Below are 18,679 nucleotides of genomic sequence, written 5' to 3' on the forward strand. Positions count from 1 at the left end.
CATCGTGGACAGCAATCCGTATTCGCTTCTGATTTCCGTGAACAACCCGGTGCCGGTGCCCTCCCCCTCGCCGGCGCACCTGCCGCCCGGCGCGGAGATGGCCTCGACCATCCGGTTGTCGACCGCGAGGCGCCCCGAGGACGCTCCCCTCGCCCGCGTCCTCACCCCGCCCACGACCCGGCGGTGGAGCCGCCAGGAGCCGGTGCCCTTCTGGATCCATGACGGGCGGGACGACAGGCTGCTGTGCTCCGTCCGCCCCACCGCGCCGGACGGGTACGACGTCCACGCGGCCGACGGCGCGCCGCTGGCCCGCGTCACGCGCCGGGCGGGACGGCTGCTGCCCTGGCCGCGCCGCGTCCGGTGGACCGTGGCGCCCGACGGCCCCGCCCGGCCGGTCACGGGCCGGGTGGGCACCTGGTACTCATGGCTGCTCTACGTCGCGACAGCGCCCGTCTGGTTCCTCTACGTGCTCTGCATGATGGTGTACTCGTTCGTCGACGGCAGCCCGGACGGCACCGCCTTCAAAAGCCCCACCCGGACCCGCTGGCGCGTCCATGGCGCCGGTACGGCCCTGGACTACCGCGGCATCAGCAGAACCTACCGCTTCACTGCCCGCCTCCTGGACCCCCGGATCGCCTACGCCCTGGCTGTCCTGCACACCTGGGAACGCGAACGCTGAGCACCTGCCGGGCGGCGATCAGTGCCTAGCAGGGCGGTGGGCCCCACACCGGCGCCGGGGGCGGGGTCATGAGCCGGCGGCGGTGGCGGCCCCGGCGGACCGCGGTCACGATGCAGATGACCGGGACCGCGACGGCCGCCGCGATGAAGCAGCCGATGGCCGCCAGGATGCCGCCGACCATGCCGCCGACGTGGGGCTGGTCGCCGAGGGCGAAGTCGGCTGCCGGGATGTCCGAGGTGCAGACGACGGGATAGTCACCGGTGGTCCTGGGCGTGAACTCGAAGACACGTTCCCAGGTGCGGGAGCCAAGGGTCACGCGGAAGCTGCCGGACGGCTGGACCACCGCGTCGGCCAGTGCCCGCGGGACCCGGCAGTCGACGTGGCCGTACGCGGACTGGGAGACGTAGATCGTCCGGGTCCTGCCCTCCGTGAAGCTGAAGGTGCGCTGCGCCCCGCTGGTGAACGTGTGTGTCGTATCAACCGACTTCACCGTGTCCCGGACCGTCAGCACGATGAGCGTGATGCCGGCGCCGGCCAGGACGACACCCAGCAGTGCCGCTACGACGTACCAGAGCCGCCGAGGGCGCAGGGCCTTCGCGGGGGGCGGGTCGCCGTACGGTGTGCCCCAGGCATTGGGTATGGACATGACGCCGCATCGTAGAGGAACCATCATGGGCTGTCCGTGAGTTGAAGCGGAGGGGGCCTGATGGGGACGCGAGAGGAAGCCGTGGCGGCGGCCGAGCGGTGGCTGCGGACGACGGCGTACCCGGAGCGTGCGGCATCCGTCGTCATGCTGCCGCAGACGGCCACGTGGCACCCGTACGCCTGGACGGTCTGCTTCGACTTCCGGGAGCACCTGGACACCGGGGTCTTCGCGCAGGCCCCGTTCAGCTCTCTCGTCGTCGTGCCGCACGACGGTACGGGGCCCCACTGGTCGCCCACGTACCTCCCGGCCGAGCAGTACCTGGCGCAGCGGGCCGCGGGCACGTGGGGCGTGCCGGAGCCCGACGAGCGGCGGGAGCGCGCCGAGGCGTGGCTGCGGAGCGTGTATGGCGGTCTGGTGGAGCTCGCCGGGCCGAGCCCGGCGCCCGTCTACGAGACGGCCTCCGCCTGGCTGCTGCCGTGCTGGACGGTCCCCCAGCCCGGCTTCCCCGACACGCCCATGCTCGCCGCCTCGGTCGTGGTGCCGAAGGACGGCGGCACGCCCTTCCACCCCTCCCCCAGCGACCCGCTCGCCGACCTGGAGGCGCCCGGCGCGGCGGCACGGCGCGCGGACGGAGGGCATCTGCACGCGCGCGGCTGCCTCGTCGCCGTGCACTGCGGGATCGACGGGATACCGGTGAGCGCCCTGCCCTGGCGCCCCTTCCACGAGGCTCCCGGCTGGTGGGAGCGGCTCCGGCGGCGCTACTTCCCGGGGTTCGAGCCGGTCGACGTGACCGGCTGGGACGACATGGTCGGGGCGGTCGCGGAGCCGGGGCTCGGCACGCGGGGAGTCGTATGGGTGCGCCGCCAGATCGAGGGCCACGAGATCAGCGGGAACCTGATCTACGTGCACAACAACCAGGGCCGCGTCGTCTTCCTCGACGGCCTGTCCGGCTCGCTCGCCCGCCTCGATCCCCCGTCCCTGCTGCGCGAGTTGGTCCTGCTACGGCGGTAAAACCGGTGGGTCGCTGTCAGTGGCCTGTGACAGGATCCACAGCGATCACAGGCGGCGACGGAGGCGACACGCTTCCGCCTGCCCGCACCGGCAACGTCTGTGCACGCGTCTACCTGGGGGGTACCACATGTCACGTCTCCTGGTCGTTCCGTCCCGCGGCTCCCGCCTCGCCCGTCTCTCCACCGTCTTCGCCCTGACGCTGGCCTGTGCCGGCGCCACCACCGGCCTGCTGAGCGGCCCCGCGGCGCAGGCCCAGACCGTCTCCGCGGGCTCGCTCGCGTTCAGCGGCGACGAGGGCGACTACATCAGCGGTGGCCAGTCGTACTCCTACTCGCCCGCGTCCGGAGACGGTCTGAACGTCTTCGCCTCCGACGACCACAGCCACATATCCGTCGACGTCAGCGGGGCGAACGGCGACTGGTGGTACCTGGACCTGGCCGCGCCGGGCGGCCAGGCGCTCGCGCCCGGCGACTACGCCGGAGCCACCCGCTACCCGTTCAACTCCGCGTCCGAGCCCGGCCTTTCGGTGGACGGCAACGGCCGCGGCTGCAACACCCTGACCGGCTCCTTCCACGTCGCCGACGTGGCCTTCGGGCCGCACGGGTACGTGCAGAAGCTGGACGCCACCTACGAGCAGCACTGCGAGGGCGGCACCGCCGCGCTCCGCGGTGAGGTGCACATCGACAACCCGGCGCCGCCGTCCGAGCTGGACCTCGGCGTCTCCGTCGCCGTGAAGGGCACGGCGAGCACGCTGAACGGCAAGGCCACCATCGGCGGCACCGTCAGCTGCAACGCGCCGGCCACGGTGAACGTGTCCGGCAGCGTCACCCAGGTCGCCAAGAAGGTCCTGATCAAGGGCTCGTACGCGACGACGGTCGCCTGCGCGCCGGGCACCCCGGCCGCCTGGACGGCCACGGCCGAGCCCACCGGCACGACCCCGTTCCAGAAGGGCGACGCCGAGGTCGACGCGCAGGCCACCGCCACCGACCCGAACTACGGCGACACCGTGACGGCGACCCAGACCGCCGTGGTCTCCCTCGCCAGGAGCAAGTCGGTGAGCTGACGGAGGACGCGCCGCGGGGCGGCGGGTGACACCACGGAGGGGACCGCCGGCGAAGGCCGGTGGCCGCCGGTGTCCCCCGCCGCCCCTGACCGTTTTCCGGGGTCAGGAACTCGCGTCCGGTACCAGGTTCTCCGCGCTGAGCAGGCCGCCGCCCGGCGGGAGGCCGAGGGAGGTGCGCAGGGTGCCGATGGCGGGGTCGCGCAGGGAGACGACCAGGCGGTAGGGCGGGCGGCCGGTGACGGTGCCGGCGGAGTCGGTGGGCGGCACCAGGGACTTCGCCACGGACCTGCCGTCGTGGCCGGGGCACAGGGCCTGGGCGGGGAGGACGACCTCGCCGCCGCTCCCGTCGCTCACGGCCACGGAGGCGCCCGACCGGGCAGCGGCGGAGGGCCAGGCGACGGGCAGGCCATGGGCGCCGGCCACCAGGCCGTCCGGGCCCTCGATCTCCACGGCCACCCCCTCTCCGCCGGGCGTGCGCGAGAGGTGGAGCGGCTGCCCGGTGCCGGGAGCGGTGAAGCGCAGCCCGATGAGCAGGCGGCCCTTGCCGTCGGGGCCCTCCGCGTAGCCGTAGTGGCCCAGCGACAACCGCGGGCCGCGCGCGGCGGAACCGGCGGACGCCGCGGAACCGGTGGCCGGCTGCCCAGCGGTAGTCGCGCTCGCCTGAAGCGGGAAGTGGTGGTAGCCCCTGGTACCGCACTGGTTGCCGTCCGAGGTCCCGCCGCCGGGCAGTGTCACCGCCCTGGCCGGTCCGGAGGCGGGCCCGGCGGCCGGTGCGGACGACGCGGAGCGCGGGAACAGGCCCATCTGGAAGGCGCCGAAGGCGACCACGGCCGCGGCCGCCGCCCAGGGCGCCGCGTTCGCCAGCCAAGCGGTCACGGGCCGGGGGCGCCCCGGCCGGCGCGGGCGTCGTACCCGGACGGCCGCCAGCCGATCCCGTGCCGACGGCTCCTTGGGGGCGCCCGCGCCACCCCCCGCCATCGCGTCCCGCAGGAACGCCTCCCACTGCTCGTCGGACGGGGACTCGTCGGGGCCTTCGGCGGGCGGGAGAGCGCTCACGGGCTCGCTTTCGTCGGACGATCGGACGGTCGTACGGGAGCGGTGATACGCAGAGAGTACGACGAAGAGGCCCGTACGACCGAAGTCGTACGGGCCTCTCCAGGGTCAATCAGTGACCTTCAAGCAAGCGGAACTTACTTGACGATCTTGGTGACCTGGCCGGCGCCCACGGTGCGACCACCCTCACGGATGGCGAACTTCAGGCCCTCCTCCATGGCGACCGGCTGGATCAGCTGGACGGTCATCTCGGTGTTGTCGCCCGGCATGACCATCTCGGTGCCCTCGGGGAGGGTCACAACGCCCGTCACGTCCGTCGTACGGAAGTAGAACTGCGGACGGTAGTTGTTGAAGAACGGCGTGTGGCGGCCACCCTCGTCCTTGGACAGGATGTAGGCCTGCGCCTCGAACTCGGTGTGCGGGGTGACCGAGCCCGGCTTGATGATGACCTGGCCGCGCTCGACGTCCTCGCGCTTGATGCCACGGAGCAGCAGACCGACGTTCTCACCGGCCTGGCCCTCGTCGAGCAGCTTGCGGAACATCTCGATGCCGGTGACCGTGGTGGTGGTCTTCTCGGTCTTGATGCCGATGATGTCGACGGTCTCGTTGACCTTGAGGACACCACGCTCGATACGGCCGGTGACGACCGTACCGCGACCGGTGATGGTGAAGACGTCCTCGATCGGCATCAGGAACGGCTTGTCGACGTCGCGCTCCGGCTCCGGAATCGCGGTGTCGACGGCGCTCATGAGGTCCAGGACGGACTGGGTCCACTGCGCGTCGCCCTCGAGGGCCTTCAGCGCGGAGACACGGACGACCGGCAGGTCGTCGCCCGGGAACTCGTACTCGGAGAGAAGCTCACGGACCTCGAGCTCGACGAGCTCCATGATCTCCTCGTCGTCCACCATGTCGGCCTTGTTCAGGGCGACGACGATGTACGGAACGCCGACCTGGCGGGCCAGGAGCACGTGCTCCTTGGTCTGCGGCATCGGGCCGTCGGTGGCGGCGACCACCAGGATCGCGCCGTCCATCTGCGCGGCACCGGTGATCATGTTCTTGATGTAGTCCGCGTGACCCGGGCAGTCGACGTGGGCGTAGTGACGCGCCTCGGTCTGGTACTCGACGTGCGCGATGGAGATGGTGATACCGCGCTGGCGCTCCTCGGGCGCCTTGTCGATGTTGTCGAACGGGGTGGCCTCGTTCAGCTCCGGGTACGCGTCGTGCAGCACCTTGGTAATGGCGGCCGTGAGGGTCGTCTTACCGTGGTCGATGTGACCGATGGTGCCGATGTTGACGTGCGGCTTAGTCCGCTCGAACTTCGCCTTCGCCACTGGGGTCCTCCTGTGGAGTGGTTCTGTACGCCTTACTCATCGGCGCCAGGTGATCTTTGCTGGATAGCCCGGAACCCGGGGCATTCATCCTGGTATGCGGCTGAATGCCCCTTGAGGCTCCGGAGTCAAGCCTAAAGCGTGCGAACGCGGTGCGTTACTCGCCCTTGGCCTTCGCGATGATCTCCTCGGCGACGTTCCGCGGAACCTCGGCGTAGGAGTCGAACTGCATCGAGTAGCTTGCGCGACCCGACGTCTTGCTGCGGAGGTCGCCGACGTAGCCGAACATCTCCGACAGGGGCACGAGGCCCTTCACGACGCGGGCACCAGCCCGCTCCTCCATGGCCTGGATCTGGCCACGGCGGGAGTTGATGTCGCCGATGACCTCACCCATGTAGTCCTCGGGCGTGGTGACCTCGACGGCCATCATCGGCTCCAGGAGCACGGGCGAAGCCTTGCGCGCGGCCTCCTTGAAGGCCTGCGAACCGGCGATCTTGAAGGCGAGCTCGGAGGAGTCGACCTCGTGGAAGGCACCGTCGTGAAGGATGACACGGACACCGGTCATCTCGTAGCCGGCCAGGATGCCGAACTGCATGGCCTCCTGCGCACCGGCGTCCACCGAAGGGATGTACTCCTTCGGGATGCGGCCACCGGTCACCTTGTTCACGAACTCGTACGAGGTGTCGCCACCCTCGATCGGCTCGATGCCGATCTGCACCTTCGCGAACTGACCGGTACCACCGGTCTGCTTCTTGTGGGTGTAGTCGACGCGCTCGACGGCCTTGCGGATCGTCTCACGGTAAGCCACCTGCGGCTTGCCGACGTTGGCCTCGACCTTGAACTCGCGCTTCATCCGGTCGACCAGCACCTCGAGGTGAAGCTCGCCCATACCGCCGATGACGGTCTGGCCGGTCTCCTCGTTGGTGTGCACCTGGAAGGAGGGGTCCTCCTCCGCGAGACGCTGGATGGCGACACCCAGCTTCTCCTGGTCACCCTTGGACTTGGGCTCGATCGCGACCTCGATGACCGGCGCAGGGAAGTCCATGGACTCCAGGATCACCGGGTTCTTCTCGTCGCACAGCGTCTCGCCGGTCGTGGTCTGCTTCAGACCCATGACGGCGACGATGTCGCCGGCGCCCACCGACTCGATCTCCTCACGCTTGTTCGCGTGCATGCGGTAGATCTTGCCGATGCGCTCCTTGCGGCCCTTGACGGAGTTCAGCACGGCGGTGCCGGACTCCAGGCGGCCGGAGTACACGCGGACGAAGGTGAGCTTGCCGAGGTGCGGGTCGCTCATGATCTTGAACGCCAGCGCCGACAGCGGCTCGTCGTCGGACGGCTTGCGCTTGACGACCGTCTCCGGGTCCTTGACGTCGTGGCCCTCGATGGCCTCGATGTCGACCGGCGACGGCAGGTAGCGCACGACCGCGTCGAGCAGGGGCTGGACGCCCTTGTTCTTGAACGCGGTACCGCAGAACACCGGGGTGACCGTGGTGCCGACGCCCTTGCCGGACGCGATGGTGATACGACGGATCGCGGCGTACAGCTGCTCCACGGAAGGCTCCTCGCCCTCCAGGTACAGCTCCATGATCTCTTCGTCGTTCTCGGCCACGGCCTCGATCAGCTTGCCGCGGTACTCCTCGGCAGCCTCGGTGTGGGTGTCCGGGATGTCGACGGTGTCGTACATCTCGCCCTTGGTGGCCTCGGCGGACCACACGTAGGCCTTCATCGTCACCAGGTCGACGACGCCCTTGAAGTCCGCCTCGGCACCGATCGGCAGCTGCATGACCAGCGGCTGGGCGCCCAGACGGTCGACGATCATGTCGACGCAGCGGTGGAACTCGGCACCGGTGCGGTCGAGCTTGTTGACGAAGCAGATGCGCGGAACGCCGTAGCGGTCCGCCTGACGCCACACCGTCTCGGACTGGGGCTCAACGCCGGCGACGCCGTCGAACACCGTCACGGCACCGTCGAGCACGCGCAGGGAACGCTCCACCTCGACGGTGAAGTCGACGTGACCCGGCGTGTCGATGATGTTGATGGTGTGGTCGACGTCTTCCAGCGACCAGTGACAGGTGGTGGCAGCAGAGGTGATCGTGATGCCACGCTCCTGCTCCTGCTCCATCCAGTCCATGGTGGCAGCGCCGTCGTGGACCTCACCGATCTTGTAGGACACACCGGTGTAGAACAGGATCCGCTCGGTGGTGGTCGTCTTGCCCGCGTCGATGTGGGCCATGATCCCGATATTGCGGACCTTGGCCAGGTCAAGTGAAGTGGTAGCCATAAGGCTTCAGTCTTCTCTCGGTCTCGATGTGGGTAGCGACTACCAGCGGTAGTGCGCGAAGGCCTTGTTGGACTCGGCCATCTTGTGGGTGTCCTCGCGCTTCTTCACAGCGGCGCCGAGGCCGTTGGACGCGTCGAGAAGCTCGTTGAGCAGACGCTCGGTCATGGTCTTCTCGCGACGGGCGCGGGAGTAACCGACGAGCCAGCGCAGCGCGAGCGTGTTGGCGCGACCGGGCTTGACCTCGATCGGAACCTGGTACGTCGCACCACCGACACGGCGGGACTTGACCTCGAGGGTCGGCTTGATGTTCTCCAGTGCGCGCTTCAGCGTGATGATCGGGTCGTTGCCCGTCTTCTCACGCAGACCCTCCATGGCGCCGTAGACGATGCGCTCGGCGGTGGAGCGCTTGCCGTTCAGCAGCACCTTGTTGATGAGGGAGGTCACCAGAGGAGAGCCGTACACCGGGTCGATGATGACCGGGCGCTTCGGGGCGGGGCCCTTACGAGGCATTCTTACTTCTCCTTCTTGGCGCCGTAGCGGCTGCGGGCCTGCTTGCGGTTCTTGACACCCTGGGTGTCGAGGGAGCCGCGGATGATCTTGTAGCGAACACCCGGCAGGTCCTTCACACGGCCGCCGCGCACGAGCACGATGGAGTGCTCCTGGAGGTTGTGGCCCTCACCCGGAATGTAAGCGGTGACCTCGATCCCGCTGGTCAGACGCACACGCGCGACCTTACGCAGGGCCGAGTTCGGCTTCTTCGGGGTGGTCGTGAACACACGCGTGCAGACGCCGCGGCGCTGAGGGGAACCCTCAAGTGCGGGCGTCTTGTTCTTCTCGACCTTGTCCTGCCGGCCCTTACGGACCAGCTGCTGGATCGTAGGCACTACTTCTCCGGTTTCTGTGTGCCGAATAGGTAAAGCTAACCTGGAACGCCTCCGACCCACGCGGTCGGGTGTGTCGAATCCGCCAGACTTCCGCCGCGAGGCGGGAAGGGCGCGAATTACGGTGGCCGTTCGAGGCTCGCCATACGGTTTCAAGGCACGCACAGCAGCCAGGGCACACCCCAGGCACAAGGTCTGAGGGTACCTAGCTCATTCGCTGTGGTCAAAACAAATGGAGCCGCCCTCGACACGCCGGGGCTTGACAAGCTCCATGTTCACCCACGCGAGTGAACTCGAGACCCTCCGTCAATGCCGCTGCCGGGCGCTGTACGGGCGCTGTCGCGGTCCTCGTCGGCGCCCGGGGCCGCATACCGCGCCGAGCCGTGCGGAGGGCGAGCACGGCCGCACGGCCGCTCCCCGGCAGCCCCCGCGGCAGGGCCGGCGCGGCACCCGGCCGGTGCGGGCCCTCGCGGCGGACACGCCGAAGGGCGGCCACCCCCCGAGGGGAGCGGCCGCCCTTCAGAGCGACTGCTTCAGACTGCCCGCTTACTGGTTGTACGGACCGTAGTCGTAGTCCTCCAGCGGAACGGCCTGGCCGGAGCCCGTGCCGAACGGCGAGTAGTCGATGTCGTCGTAGCCGACGGCCGAGTACATCGCGGCCTTGGCCTCTTCGGTCGGCTCCACCCGGATGTTGCGGTAGCGGGACAGACCCGTACCGGCCGGGATGAGCTTACCGATGATGACGTTCTCCTTGAGGCCGATGAGGCTGTCGGACTTGGCGTTGATCGCCGCATCCGTCAGCACTCGGGTCGTCTCCTGGAAGGAGGCGGCCGACAGCCAGGACTCCGTCGCCAGCGAGGCCTTGGTGATACCCATCAGCTGCGGACGACCGGAGGCCGGGTGACCGCCCTCCTGGACCACACGACGGTTCTCGGTCTCGAACTTCGAGCGCTCGACCAGCTCGCCGGGCAGCAGCTCCGCGTCGCCCGACTCGATGATCGTCACCCGTCGCAGCATCTGCCGGATGATGATCTCGATGTGCTTGTCGTGGATCGACACACCCTGCGAGTTGTAGACCTTCTGGACCTCGCCGACCAGGTGGACCTGGACGGCACGCTGACCCAGGATGCGCAGCACGTCGTGCGGGTTGGTGGCACCCATGGTGAGCTGCTGGCCCACCTCGACGTGCTCGCCCTCGCGGACCAGGACCTTGGCACGCTTCGAGATCGGGAACGCCGTCTCGTCGCTGCCGTCGTCCGGAGTGACGACGATCTTCTTCGTCTTCTCCGTCTCCTCGATCCGCACCCGGCCGGAGGCCTCGGAGATCGGGGCGACACCCTTCGGGGTACGGGCCTCGAACAGCTCGACGACACGCGGCAGACCCTGGGTGATGTCGTCACCGGCCACACCACCGGTGTGGAAGGTACGCATCGTCAGCTGGGTACCGGGCTCACCGATGGACTGGGCGGCGATGATGCCGACCGCCTCACCGATGTCGACCAGCTTGCCGGTGGCCAGCGAACGGCCGTAGCACATCGCGCAGGTGCCGACGGCGGACTCGCAGGTCAGGACCGAACGGGTCTTGACCGTCTCCACACCGTGCTTGACCAGCTCGTCGATGAGCACGTCGCCGAGGTCGGTACCGGCCGGGGCCAGCACCTTGCCGTCGACCACGATGTCCTCGGCGAGGCAGCGCGCGTACACCGACGTCTCGACGTTGCCCGTCTTGCGCAGGACACCGTCCTCGCCGCGCTCGGCGATCGCCAGCTTGAGGCCGCGCTCGGTGCCGCAGTCCTCCTCGCGGATGATGACGTCCTGGGAGACGTCGACCAGACGACGGGTGAGGTAACCCGAGTCGGCGGTACGCAGAGCGGTGTCCGCCAGACCCTTACGGGCACCGTGGGTGGAGATGAAGTACTCCAGCACGGACAGGCCCTCACGGAACGAGGCCTTGATCGGACGCGGGATGGTCTCGTTCTTCGCGTTCGACACCAGACCACGCATACCGGCGATCTGCCGCATCTGCATCATGTTTCCTCGGGCACCCGAGTCAACCATCATGAAGATGGGGTTGGTCTTGGGGAAGTTCTCGTTCATCGCCTCGGCGACCTCGTTGGTCGCCTTGGTCCAGATCGCGATGAGCTCCTGAGTGCGCTCTTCCTTGGTGATCAGACCGCGCTCATACTGCTTCTGGACCTTCTCGTCCTGGGCCTCGTAGCCCGCGACGATGGCCTTCTTGGCCTCGGGGACGACGACGTCGGAGATGGCCACGGTGACACCGGAACGGGTGCCCCAGTAGAAGCCGGCCGCCTTCAGGTTGTCGAGCGTCGCCGCCACGATGACCTTGGGGTAGCGCTCCGCCAGGTCGTTGACGATCTCGCCGAGCTGCTTCTTGCCCACCGAGTAGTCGACGAACGGGTAGTCCTCGGGCAGCAGCTCGTTGAACAGCGCCCGGCCCAGGGTGGTGCGCAGGCGGAACGAGTCCCCCGGCTGCCACTCGGGCTCGCCCTCCTCGCGGGCCGGCGGGGTCCAGCCGCGCGGCGGGATGGTGCCCACCGGGAAGCGGATGTCGACCGACGCCTGGAGGGACAGCTCGCCGGCGTCGAACGCCATCGTCGCCTCGGCCGTGGAGCCGAACGCGCGGCCCTCGCCCTTGACGTCGCGCAGCTCGCCGTCGGTGGTGAGGAAGAACAGACCGAGGACCATGTCCTGGGTCGGCATCGTCACCGGGCGGCCGTCGGCCGGCTTGAGGATGTTGTTCGAGGACAGCATCAGGATGCGGGCCTCGGCCTGCGCCTCCGCGGACAGCGGCAGGTGCACGGCCATCTGGTCACCGTCGAAGTCCGCGTTGAACGCGGTGCAGACGAGCGGGTGGATCTGGATGGCCTTGCCCTCGACCAGCTGCGGCTCGAAGGCCTGGATGCCGAGGCGGTGCAGGGTGGGCGCACGGTTCAGCAGCACCGGGTGCTCGGCGATGACCTCTTCGAGGACGTCGTACACCACGGTGCGGCCGCGCTCGACCATGCGCTTGGCCGACTTGATGTTCTGCGCGTGGTTCAGGTCGACCAGGCGCTTCATCACGAACGGCTTGAACAGCTCCAGCGCCATCGCCTTGGGCAGACCGCACTGGTGCAGCTTGAGCTGCGGGCCGACGACGATGACGGAACGCGCCGAGTAGTCGACACGCTTGCCGAGCAGGTTCTGACGGAAACGGCCCTGCTTGCCCTTCAGCATGTCGCTGAGGGACTTCAGCGGACGGTTGCCGGGGCCCGTCACCGGGCGGCCGCGGCGGCCGTTGTCGAAGAGGGCGTCGACCGCCTCCTGGAGCATGCGCTTCTCGTTGTTCACGATGATCTCGGGCGCGCCGAGGTCGAGAAGCCGCTTCAGGCGGTTGTTGCGGTTGATGACACGGCGGTACAGGTCGTTCAGGTCGGAGGTCGCGAAGCGGCCACCGTCCAGCTGCACCATCGGACGCAGGTCCGGCGGGATGACCGGGACGCAGTCCAGGACCATGCCCTTGGGGCTGTTGGAGGTCTGGAGGAACGCGGAGACGACCTTCAGCCGCTTGAGGGCGCGGGTCTTCTTCTGGCCCTTGCCGGTGCGGATGATCTCGCGGAGCTTCTCGGCCTCTTCCTCCAGGTCGAAGGACTCCAGGCGCTTCTGGAGCGCCGCGGCACCCATCGAACCGTCGAAGTACGTGCCGAAGCGGTCGCGCAGCTCGCGGTAGAGCAGCTCGTCGCCCTCCAGGTCCTGGACCTTGAGGTTCTTGAACCGGTTCCACACCTCGTCGAGGCGGTCGATCTCGCGCTGCGCACGGTCGCGCAGCTGCTTCATCTCGCGCTCGGCACCTTCGCGCACCTTGCGGCGCACATCGGCCTTGGCGCCCTCGGCCTCCAGCTCGGCCAGGTCGGACTCGAGCTTCTTGGCGCGGGCCTCCAGGTCGGCGTCGCGGCGGTTCTCGATCTGCTGGCGCTCGACCGAGACGTGTGCCTCCAGGGAGGGCAGGTCGCGGGTACGACGCTCCTCGTCGACGTACGTGATCATGTACGCCGCGAAGTAGATGACCTTCTCGAGGTCCTTCGGGGCGAGGTCCAGCAGGTAGCCCAGGCGGGACGGGACGCCCTTGAAGTACCAGATGTGGGTGACGGGTGCGGCGAGCTCGATGTGGCCCATCCGCTCACGGCGCACCTTGGCGCGCGTGACCTCGACGCCACAGCGCTCGCAGATGATGCCCTTGAAGCGGACGCGCTTGTACTTGCCGCAGTAGCACTCCCAGTCCCGAGTGGGACCGAAGATCTTCTCGCAGAAGAGTCCGTCCTTTTCGGGCTTCAGGGTGCGGTAGTTGATCGTCTCGGGCTTCTTGACCTCGCCGTGGCTCCACTGACGGATGTCGTCAGCGGTGGCCAGGCCGATCCGGAGCTCGTCGAAGAAGTTGACGTCGAGCACTATGCGTCAATCCCTCTCAGGGTCGTTAAGTCTGTGGTCTGAAACGGGGGCCTGGGGGTCGGCGGGGCCCTGTGGGTGAGGGCCCCGCCGGACTCCCGTCAGACCTCTTCGACGCTGCTCGGCTCGCGCCGGGACAGGTCGATACCGAGCTCCTCCGCAGCGCGGAAGACATCCTCGTCGGTGTCACGCATCTCGATGGACATACCGTCGCTGGACAGCACCTCCACGTTCAGGCAGAGCGACTGCATCTCCTTGATGAGCACCTTGAAGGACTCGGGGATGCCGGGCTCGGGGATGTTCTCGCCCTTGACGATGGCCTCGTAGACCTTCACGCGGCCGGTGACGTCGTCGGACTTGATGGTCAGCAGCTCCTGGAGGGCGTACGCGGCGCCGTAGGCCTCGAGGGCCCACACCTCCATCTCGCCGAAGCGCTGGCCACCGAACTGCGCCTTACCACCCAGCGGCTGCTGGGTGATCATCGAGTACGGACCGGTCGAGCGGGCGTGCAGCTTGTCGTCGACCAGGTGGTGCAGCTTCAGGATGTACATGTAGCCGACCGAGATCGGGTCCGGGAACGGCTCACCGCTGCGGCCGTCGAACAGCCGCGCCTTGCCGGACGGGAGCACCATGCGCTCGCCGTCGCGGTTCGGGATGGTGTGCTGGAGCAGACCCGCCAGCTCGTCCTCGCGGGCACCGTCGAACACCGGGGTGGCGACGTTGGTGCGCGGGGCGACCTTGTCGGCGCCGATGGCCTGGAGGCGCTGCGCCCAGTCGTCGGCGAGACCGGAGACGTCCCAGCCGCGGCTGGCGAGCCAGCCGAGGTGGATCTCCAGGACCTGTCCCGGGTTCATTCGGGACGGCACACCCAGCGGGTTGAGGATGATGTCGACCGGGGTGCCGTCCTCCAGGAACGGCATGTCCTCGATCGGCAGGATCTTGGAGATGACGCCCTTGTTGCCGTGACGGCCGGCGAGCTTGTCACCGTCGGTGATCTTGCGCTTCTGCGCGACGTAGACGCGGACCAGCTGGTTCACGCCCGGCGGCAGCTCGTCGCCCTCCTCACGGTCGAAGACGCGCACGCCGATGACCTTGCCGGTCTCGCCGTGCGGCACCTTCAGCGAGGTGTCGCGGACCTCACGGGCCTTCTCGCCGAAGATGGCGCGCAGCAGGCGCTCCTCCGGGGTCAGCTCGGTCTCACCCTTGGGCGTGACCTTGCCGACGAGGATGTCGCCGGCGATGACCTCGGCACCGATGCGGATGATGCCGCGCTCGTCCAGGTCGGCGAGGACCTCCTCGGAGACGTTCGGGATGTCCCGCGTGATCTCCTCGGGGCCGAGCTTGGTGTCACGGGCGTCGACCTCGTGCTCCTCGATGTGGATCGAGGAGAGGACGTCGTCCTGCACGAGGCGCTGCGACAGGATGATCGCGTCCTCGTAGTTGTGACCCTCCCACGGCATGAACGCCACGAGCAGGTTCTTGCCGAGGGCCATCTCGCCGTTCTCGGTGGCCGGGCCGTCGGCCAGGACCTGGCCCTCGATGATCCGGTCGCCCTCGTTGACGATGACCTTCTGGTTGACCGAGGTGCCCTGGTTGGAGCGGGAGAACTTGTGCAGACGGTACGTGATGTACGTGCCGTCGTCGTTCGCCGTGGTGATGTAGTCCGCGGAGACCTCCTGGACCACGCCCGCCTTCTCGGCCTTGACCACGTCGCCGGCGTCGACGGCGGAGCGGTACTCCATGCCGGTGCCGACGAGCGGGGCCTCGGACTTAATCAGCGGGACGGCCTGACGCATCATGTTCGCGCCCATGAGGGCACGGTTGGCGTCGTCGTGCTCCAGGAAGGGGATCATGGCGGTCGCGACCGACACCATCTGGCGCGGCGAGACGTCCATGTAGTCCACGTCCTCGCCACCGACGTAGTCGACCTCGCCGCCACGGCGGCGGACCAGCACGCGGGCCTCGGCGAAGCGGAGGTCGTCCGTCAGCGGGGCGTTGGCCTGCGCGATGACGAAGCGGTCCTCCTCGTCGGCGGTCAGGTAGTCGACCTCGTCGGTGACCTGGCCGTCGATGACCTTGCGGTACGGGGTCTCGACGAAACCGAACGCGTTGACCCGGCCGTAGGAGGCGAGCGAGCCGATCAGACCGATGTTCGGGCCTTCGGGCGTCTCGATCGGGCACATGCGGCCGTAGTGCGAGGGGTGCACGTCGCGGACCTCGAAGCCGGCCCGCTCACGGGAGAGACCACCCGGACCAAGGGCCGACAGACGGCGCTTGTGGGTGAGACCCGACAGCGGGTTGTTCTGGTCCATGAACTGCGACAGCTGGCTGGTGCCGAAGAACTCCTTGATGGAGGCGACGACCGGCCGGATGTTGATCAGGGTCTGCGGCGTGATCGCCTCGACGTCCTGGGTCGTCATGCGCTCGCGCACGACGCGCTCCATACGGGCCAGACCCGTGCGGACCTGGTTCTGGATGAGCTCGCCGACGCTGCGCAGACGACGGTTGCCGAAGTGGTCGATGTCGTCGGTCTCGACGACGATCGTGTCGCCGTTGGCGCCCGTGGTCTCGGTCTCGCCGGCGTGCAGCTGCACCAGGTACTTGATCGTCGAGATGATGTCCTCGACGGTCAGGATGCCCGCGTCCAGCGGGGCGTCGGCGCCCAGCTTCTTGTTGACCTTGTAGCGGCCGACCTTGGCGAGGTCGTAGCGCTTCGGGTTGAAGTAGAGGTTCTCAAGGAGCGTCTGCGCGGCCTCGCGCGTGGGGGGCTCGCCCGGACGCAGCTTGCGGTAGATGTCGAGCAGCGCGTCGTCCTGGCCCTGGGTGTGGTCCTTCTCCAGGGTGGCGCGCATCGACTCGTAGTCGCCGAACTCTTCGAGGATCTGCTCGGTGGTCCAGCCGAGGGCCTTCAGAAGGACGGTGACCGACTGCTTGCGCTTGCGGTCGATACGCACACCGACCATGTCGCGCTTGTCGATCTCCATCTCCAGCCAGGCACCCCGCGACGGGATGATCTTGGCGGAGAAGATGTCCTTGTCGGACGTCTTGTCGATGGAGGAGTCGAAGTAGACACCGGGGGAACGGACCAGCTGAGACACCACGACACGCTCGGTGCCGTTGATGACGAAGGTGCCCTTGTTCGTCATGAGCGGGAAGTCGCCCATGAAGACCGTCTGGGACTTGATCTCACCGGTCTCGTTGTTGGTGAACTCGGCGGTGACGAAGAGGGGAGCGGCGTACGTGAAGTCGCGCTCCTTGCACTCGTCGATGGAGTTCTTCGGCGGCTCGAAGCGGTGGTCCCGGAACGTCAGCGACATCGACCCGGAGAAGTCCTCGATCGGGGAGATCTCCTCGAAGATCTCCTCCAGACCGGACTTGGTGGGGACGTCCTGGCCGTTCTCCAGAGCCTCCTCGACCCGACTCTGCCAAGCGGTGTTGCCGAGCAGCCAGTCAAAGCTCTCGGTCTGCAGCGCGAGCAGGTTCGGAACCTCGAGAGGCTCCTTGATCTTTGCAAAGGAAATGCGCAGCGGGGCGGTGCTTGCGCCGTTGTTCGTATTCGCGGTCGAGGCGTTGCGCGAGGCGGCCAAGAGGGGGTCCTTCCGAGGGCTCGGACTCACTACGCGCGTACCGGCCCCTCCCTCCAGCACGGAGACGGAAACCCCAGGTCAGGGGGATCGGTCATCGATGCTTGAGTGAGGGCAGACCCCTGGTGACGGGCAGGGGACAGCTAACAGGCAGCGCAAAGGGTCAGTGTAGCCACTTGGCACACTGATGTCCAGTGCGGGTTTGTCGAGACCCTCGCTGTGCTCACCGCTCTTGTCAACGCCCTCGGCATGCTGCCCTTCAACGCACGTTGATACTGCCCTCTTCGCCGTCGATCCATGCCTCGGATTCGGATCCTTGTGACGACGCGTCCTGAGAATTGCGCGCTGCGTGCGGTTCGTCAAGAGCCTCCCACCCGGAAGCGGGCCGTCCGGAGACACGACGAAGATCACCATACCTCTCGCCACCGCGAGCGCAAGGCAACCGCGGTCACCCTCCGCATACGCCGAAAAGCGACCACCCGGATGGATGATCGCTTCTCGGTGCGTTCGCGTTACAGCCCTACAGGGCCGATTTCAGCGCGCGTTCGAGTCCTGCGGACCCGTGAGGTCTTACTTGACCTCGACGGAGGCGCCGGCGCCCTTGAGGGCCTCGGCAGCCTTGTCCGCGGCCTCCTTGTTGACCTTCTCGAGGACGGGCTTCGGGGTGCCGTCCACCAGGTCCTTGGCCTCCTTCAGGCCGAGGGAGGTCAGCTCGCGCACGACCTTGATGACCTGGATCTTCTTGTCGCCGGCACCGGTGAGGATGACGTCGAACTCGTCCTTCTCCTCAGCGGCCTCGGCCGGGGCGGCCGGGCCGGCGGGGCCCGCAACGGCGACCGCGGCGGCGGCGGTGACGTCGAACTTCTCCTCGAAGGCCTTCACGAACTCGGAGAGCTCGATGAGGGTCATCTCCTCGAACTGGGCAAGCAGCTCGTCCTGGGTGAGCTTCGCCATGATGGCGGTCCTTCCACTCAATCGGCAGGTGCCGGATGTACTGGGTAAGGCGGGCGTACGTCGGCCCGCTGCGACCCGCGCCGGATGGTGCGGGTCAGAAAGCGAGCCGAATTACTCGGCACCGCCCTGCTCGGCCTGCTTGGCGCGCAGCGCGTCCACGGTGCGGACGAGCTTCGACGGCAGCGCCTGGAAGAGGGAGGCAGTCTGGGACTGCTTCCCCTTGAAGGCACCGGCCAGCTTGCTGAGCAGAACCTCGCGGGACTCGAGGTCCGCAAGCTTCTTGATCTCGTCGGCGGACATCGCCTTGCCGTCAAGGACACCGCCCTTGATGACGAGATTCGGGTTGTCCTTGGCGAAGTCACGGAGACCCTTCGCCGACTCCACCGGGTCACCGGTGACGAAGGCGACGGCCGTCGGACCAGCGAAAAGCTGGTCGTCCAGCGCGATCCCGGCCTCGTTGGCCGCAATCTTGGTCAGCGTGTTCTTCACCACGGCGTACTGGGCGTTCTCACCGAGCGACCGGCGCAGCGTCTTGAGCTGCGCCACGGTGAGACCGCGGTACTCGGTCAGCACGGCGGCGTTGGAGCTGCGGAACTTGTCCGTCAGCTCCGCAACCGCGGCAGCCTTGTCGGGCCTCGCCATAGAGCCTCGGCCTCCTTCCGGGTGATTCGGACCGCGCGGACCCGAAGGAGGACTGGGTAAAACGAAACGCCCCGGCGCAGGCGCTCGGGGCGGACTCGACCGGCCGCACAC

Annotated in this window: 13 protein-coding genes; 3 read left to right on the forward strand and 10 right to left on the reverse strand. The window is 68.0% G+C overall.

From position 1 onward, the window contains the following. The first annotated feature begins 4 nt into the window (after positions 1-4). Positions 5-679 carry a hypothetical protein gene (locus ACE4Q9_RS13630; RefSeq protein ID WP_397984498.1) on the forward strand — a complete coding sequence of 225 codons (675 nt, stop codon included), beginning with the start codon at positions 5-7 and terminating at the stop codon, positions 677-679. A gap of 25 nt (positions 680-704) precedes the next feature. Here ACE4Q9_RS13630 and ACE4Q9_RS13635 read toward each other — a convergent pair whose 3' ends face one another. After that, positions 705-1,325: a serine/arginine repetitive matrix protein 2 gene (locus tag ACE4Q9_RS13635; RefSeq protein ID WP_397984499.1), complete on the reverse strand. Its 621-nt coding sequence runs from the start codon at positions 1,323-1,325 to the stop codon at positions 705-707. Positions 1,326-1,385: 60 nt separating this feature from the next. On the opposite strand from ACE4Q9_RS13635, the gene ACE4Q9_RS13640 reads away from it, so the two are divergent. Further along, positions 1,386-2,336 (forward strand): toxin glutamine deamidase domain-containing protein, encoded by a 951-nt coding sequence (locus ACE4Q9_RS13640; protein WP_397984500.1) that lies wholly within the window; start codon positions 1,386-1,388, stop codon positions 2,334-2,336. A 127-nt stretch (positions 2,337-2,463) separates the two neighbouring features. Beyond that, complete coding sequence (locus tag ACE4Q9_RS13645) at positions 2,464-3,399, forward strand: hypothetical protein (RefSeq protein ID WP_397984501.1); 936 nt, start codon at positions 2,464-2,466, stop codon at positions 3,397-3,399. A 102-nt stretch (positions 3,400-3,501) separates the two neighbouring features. On the opposite strand, the gene ACE4Q9_RS13650 is transcribed toward ACE4Q9_RS13645, so the two are convergent. From ACE4Q9_RS13650 to rplJ, 9 genes are all read right to left on the reverse strand, one after another. Continuing rightward, positions 3,502-4,455 (reverse strand): hypothetical protein, encoded by a 954-nt coding sequence (locus tag ACE4Q9_RS13650; protein WP_397984502.1) that lies wholly within the window; start codon positions 4,453-4,455, stop codon positions 3,502-3,504. A 134-nt stretch (positions 4,456-4,589) separates the two neighbouring features. Then, positions 4,590-5,783 (reverse strand): elongation factor Tu, encoded by a 1,194-nt coding sequence (gene tuf / locus ACE4Q9_RS13655; protein WP_397984504.1) that lies wholly within the window; start codon positions 5,781-5,783, stop codon positions 4,590-4,592. A gap of 154 nt (positions 5,784-5,937) precedes the next feature. Continuing rightward, a complete protein-coding gene (fusA, locus tag ACE4Q9_RS13660; protein WP_397984506.1) occupies positions 5,938-8,064 on the reverse strand; it encodes an elongation factor G in 2,127 nt (708 codons plus the stop codon). Positions 8,065-8,103: 39 nt separating this feature from the next. After that, positions 8,104-8,574, reverse strand: a complete 471-nt coding sequence (gene rpsG / locus ACE4Q9_RS13665; protein WP_003992340.1) for a 30S ribosomal protein S7 — start codon at positions 8,572-8,574, stop codon at positions 8,104-8,106. Between the two features lie 2 nt (positions 8,575-8,576). Continuing rightward, positions 8,577-8,948: a 30S ribosomal protein S12 gene (gene rpsL, locus ACE4Q9_RS13670; RefSeq protein ID WP_003948652.1), complete on the reverse strand. Its 372-nt coding sequence runs from the start codon at positions 8,946-8,948 to the stop codon at positions 8,577-8,579. 543 nt (positions 8,949-9,491) lie between these two features. After that, positions 9,492-13,391, reverse strand: a complete 3,900-nt coding sequence (locus tag ACE4Q9_RS13675) for a DNA-directed RNA polymerase subunit beta' (RefSeq protein WP_397984507.1) — start codon at positions 13,389-13,391, stop codon at positions 9,492-9,494. Positions 13,392-13,489: 98 nt separating this feature from the next. Then, entirely contained in the window at positions 13,490-16,975 is a 3,486-nt protein-coding gene (gene rpoB / locus ACE4Q9_RS13680; RefSeq protein WP_397984508.1) for a DNA-directed RNA polymerase subunit beta, read from the reverse strand. Positions 16,976-17,542: 567 nt separating this feature from the next. Then, complete coding sequence (gene rplL / locus ACE4Q9_RS13685; protein ID WP_397984509.1) at positions 17,543-17,926, reverse strand: 50S ribosomal protein L7/L12; 384 nt, start codon at positions 17,924-17,926, stop codon at positions 17,543-17,545. A gap of 111 nt (positions 17,927-18,037) precedes the next feature. Further along, entirely contained in the window at positions 18,038-18,568 is a 531-nt protein-coding gene (gene rplJ, locus ACE4Q9_RS13690; RefSeq protein ID WP_037657529.1) for a 50S ribosomal protein L10, read from the reverse strand. Positions 18,569-18,679 lie beyond the last annotated feature (111 nt).

The sequence above is a fragment of the Streptomyces sp. AM6-12 genome (assembly GCF_044327085.1).
GTDB lineage: Bacteria > Actinomycetota > Actinomycetes > Streptomycetales > Streptomycetaceae > Streptomyces.

Excerpts from the sequence above, each read along its gene's own strand:
- ACE4Q9_RS13635 (WP_397984499.1), bottom strand. The coding sequence starts at position 1,325 with ATGTCCATACCCAATGCCTGGGGCACACCGTACGGCGACCCGCCCCCC.
- ACE4Q9_RS13640 (WP_397984500.1), top strand. The coding sequence starts at position 1,386 with ATGGGGACGCGAGAGGAAGCCGTGGCGGCGGCCGAGCGGTGGCTGCGG.
- ACE4Q9_RS13645 (WP_397984501.1), top strand. The coding sequence starts at position 2,464 with ATGTCACGTCTCCTGGTCGTTCCGTCCCGCGGCTCCCGCCTCGCCCGT.
- fusA (WP_397984506.1), bottom strand. The coding sequence starts at position 8,064 with ATGGCTACCACTTCACTTGACCTGGCCAAGGTCCGCAATATCGGGATC.
- rpsG (WP_003992340.1), bottom strand. The coding sequence starts at position 8,574 with ATGCCTCGTAAGGGCCCCGCCCCGAAGCGCCCGGTCATCATCGACCCG.
- rplL (WP_397984509.1), bottom strand. The coding sequence starts at position 17,926 with ATGGCGAAGCTCACCCAGGACGAGCTGCTTGCCCAGTTCGAGGAGATG.
- rplJ (WP_037657529.1), bottom strand. The coding sequence starts at position 18,568 with ATGGCGAGGCCCGACAAGGCTGCCGCGGTTGCGGAGCTGACGGACAAG.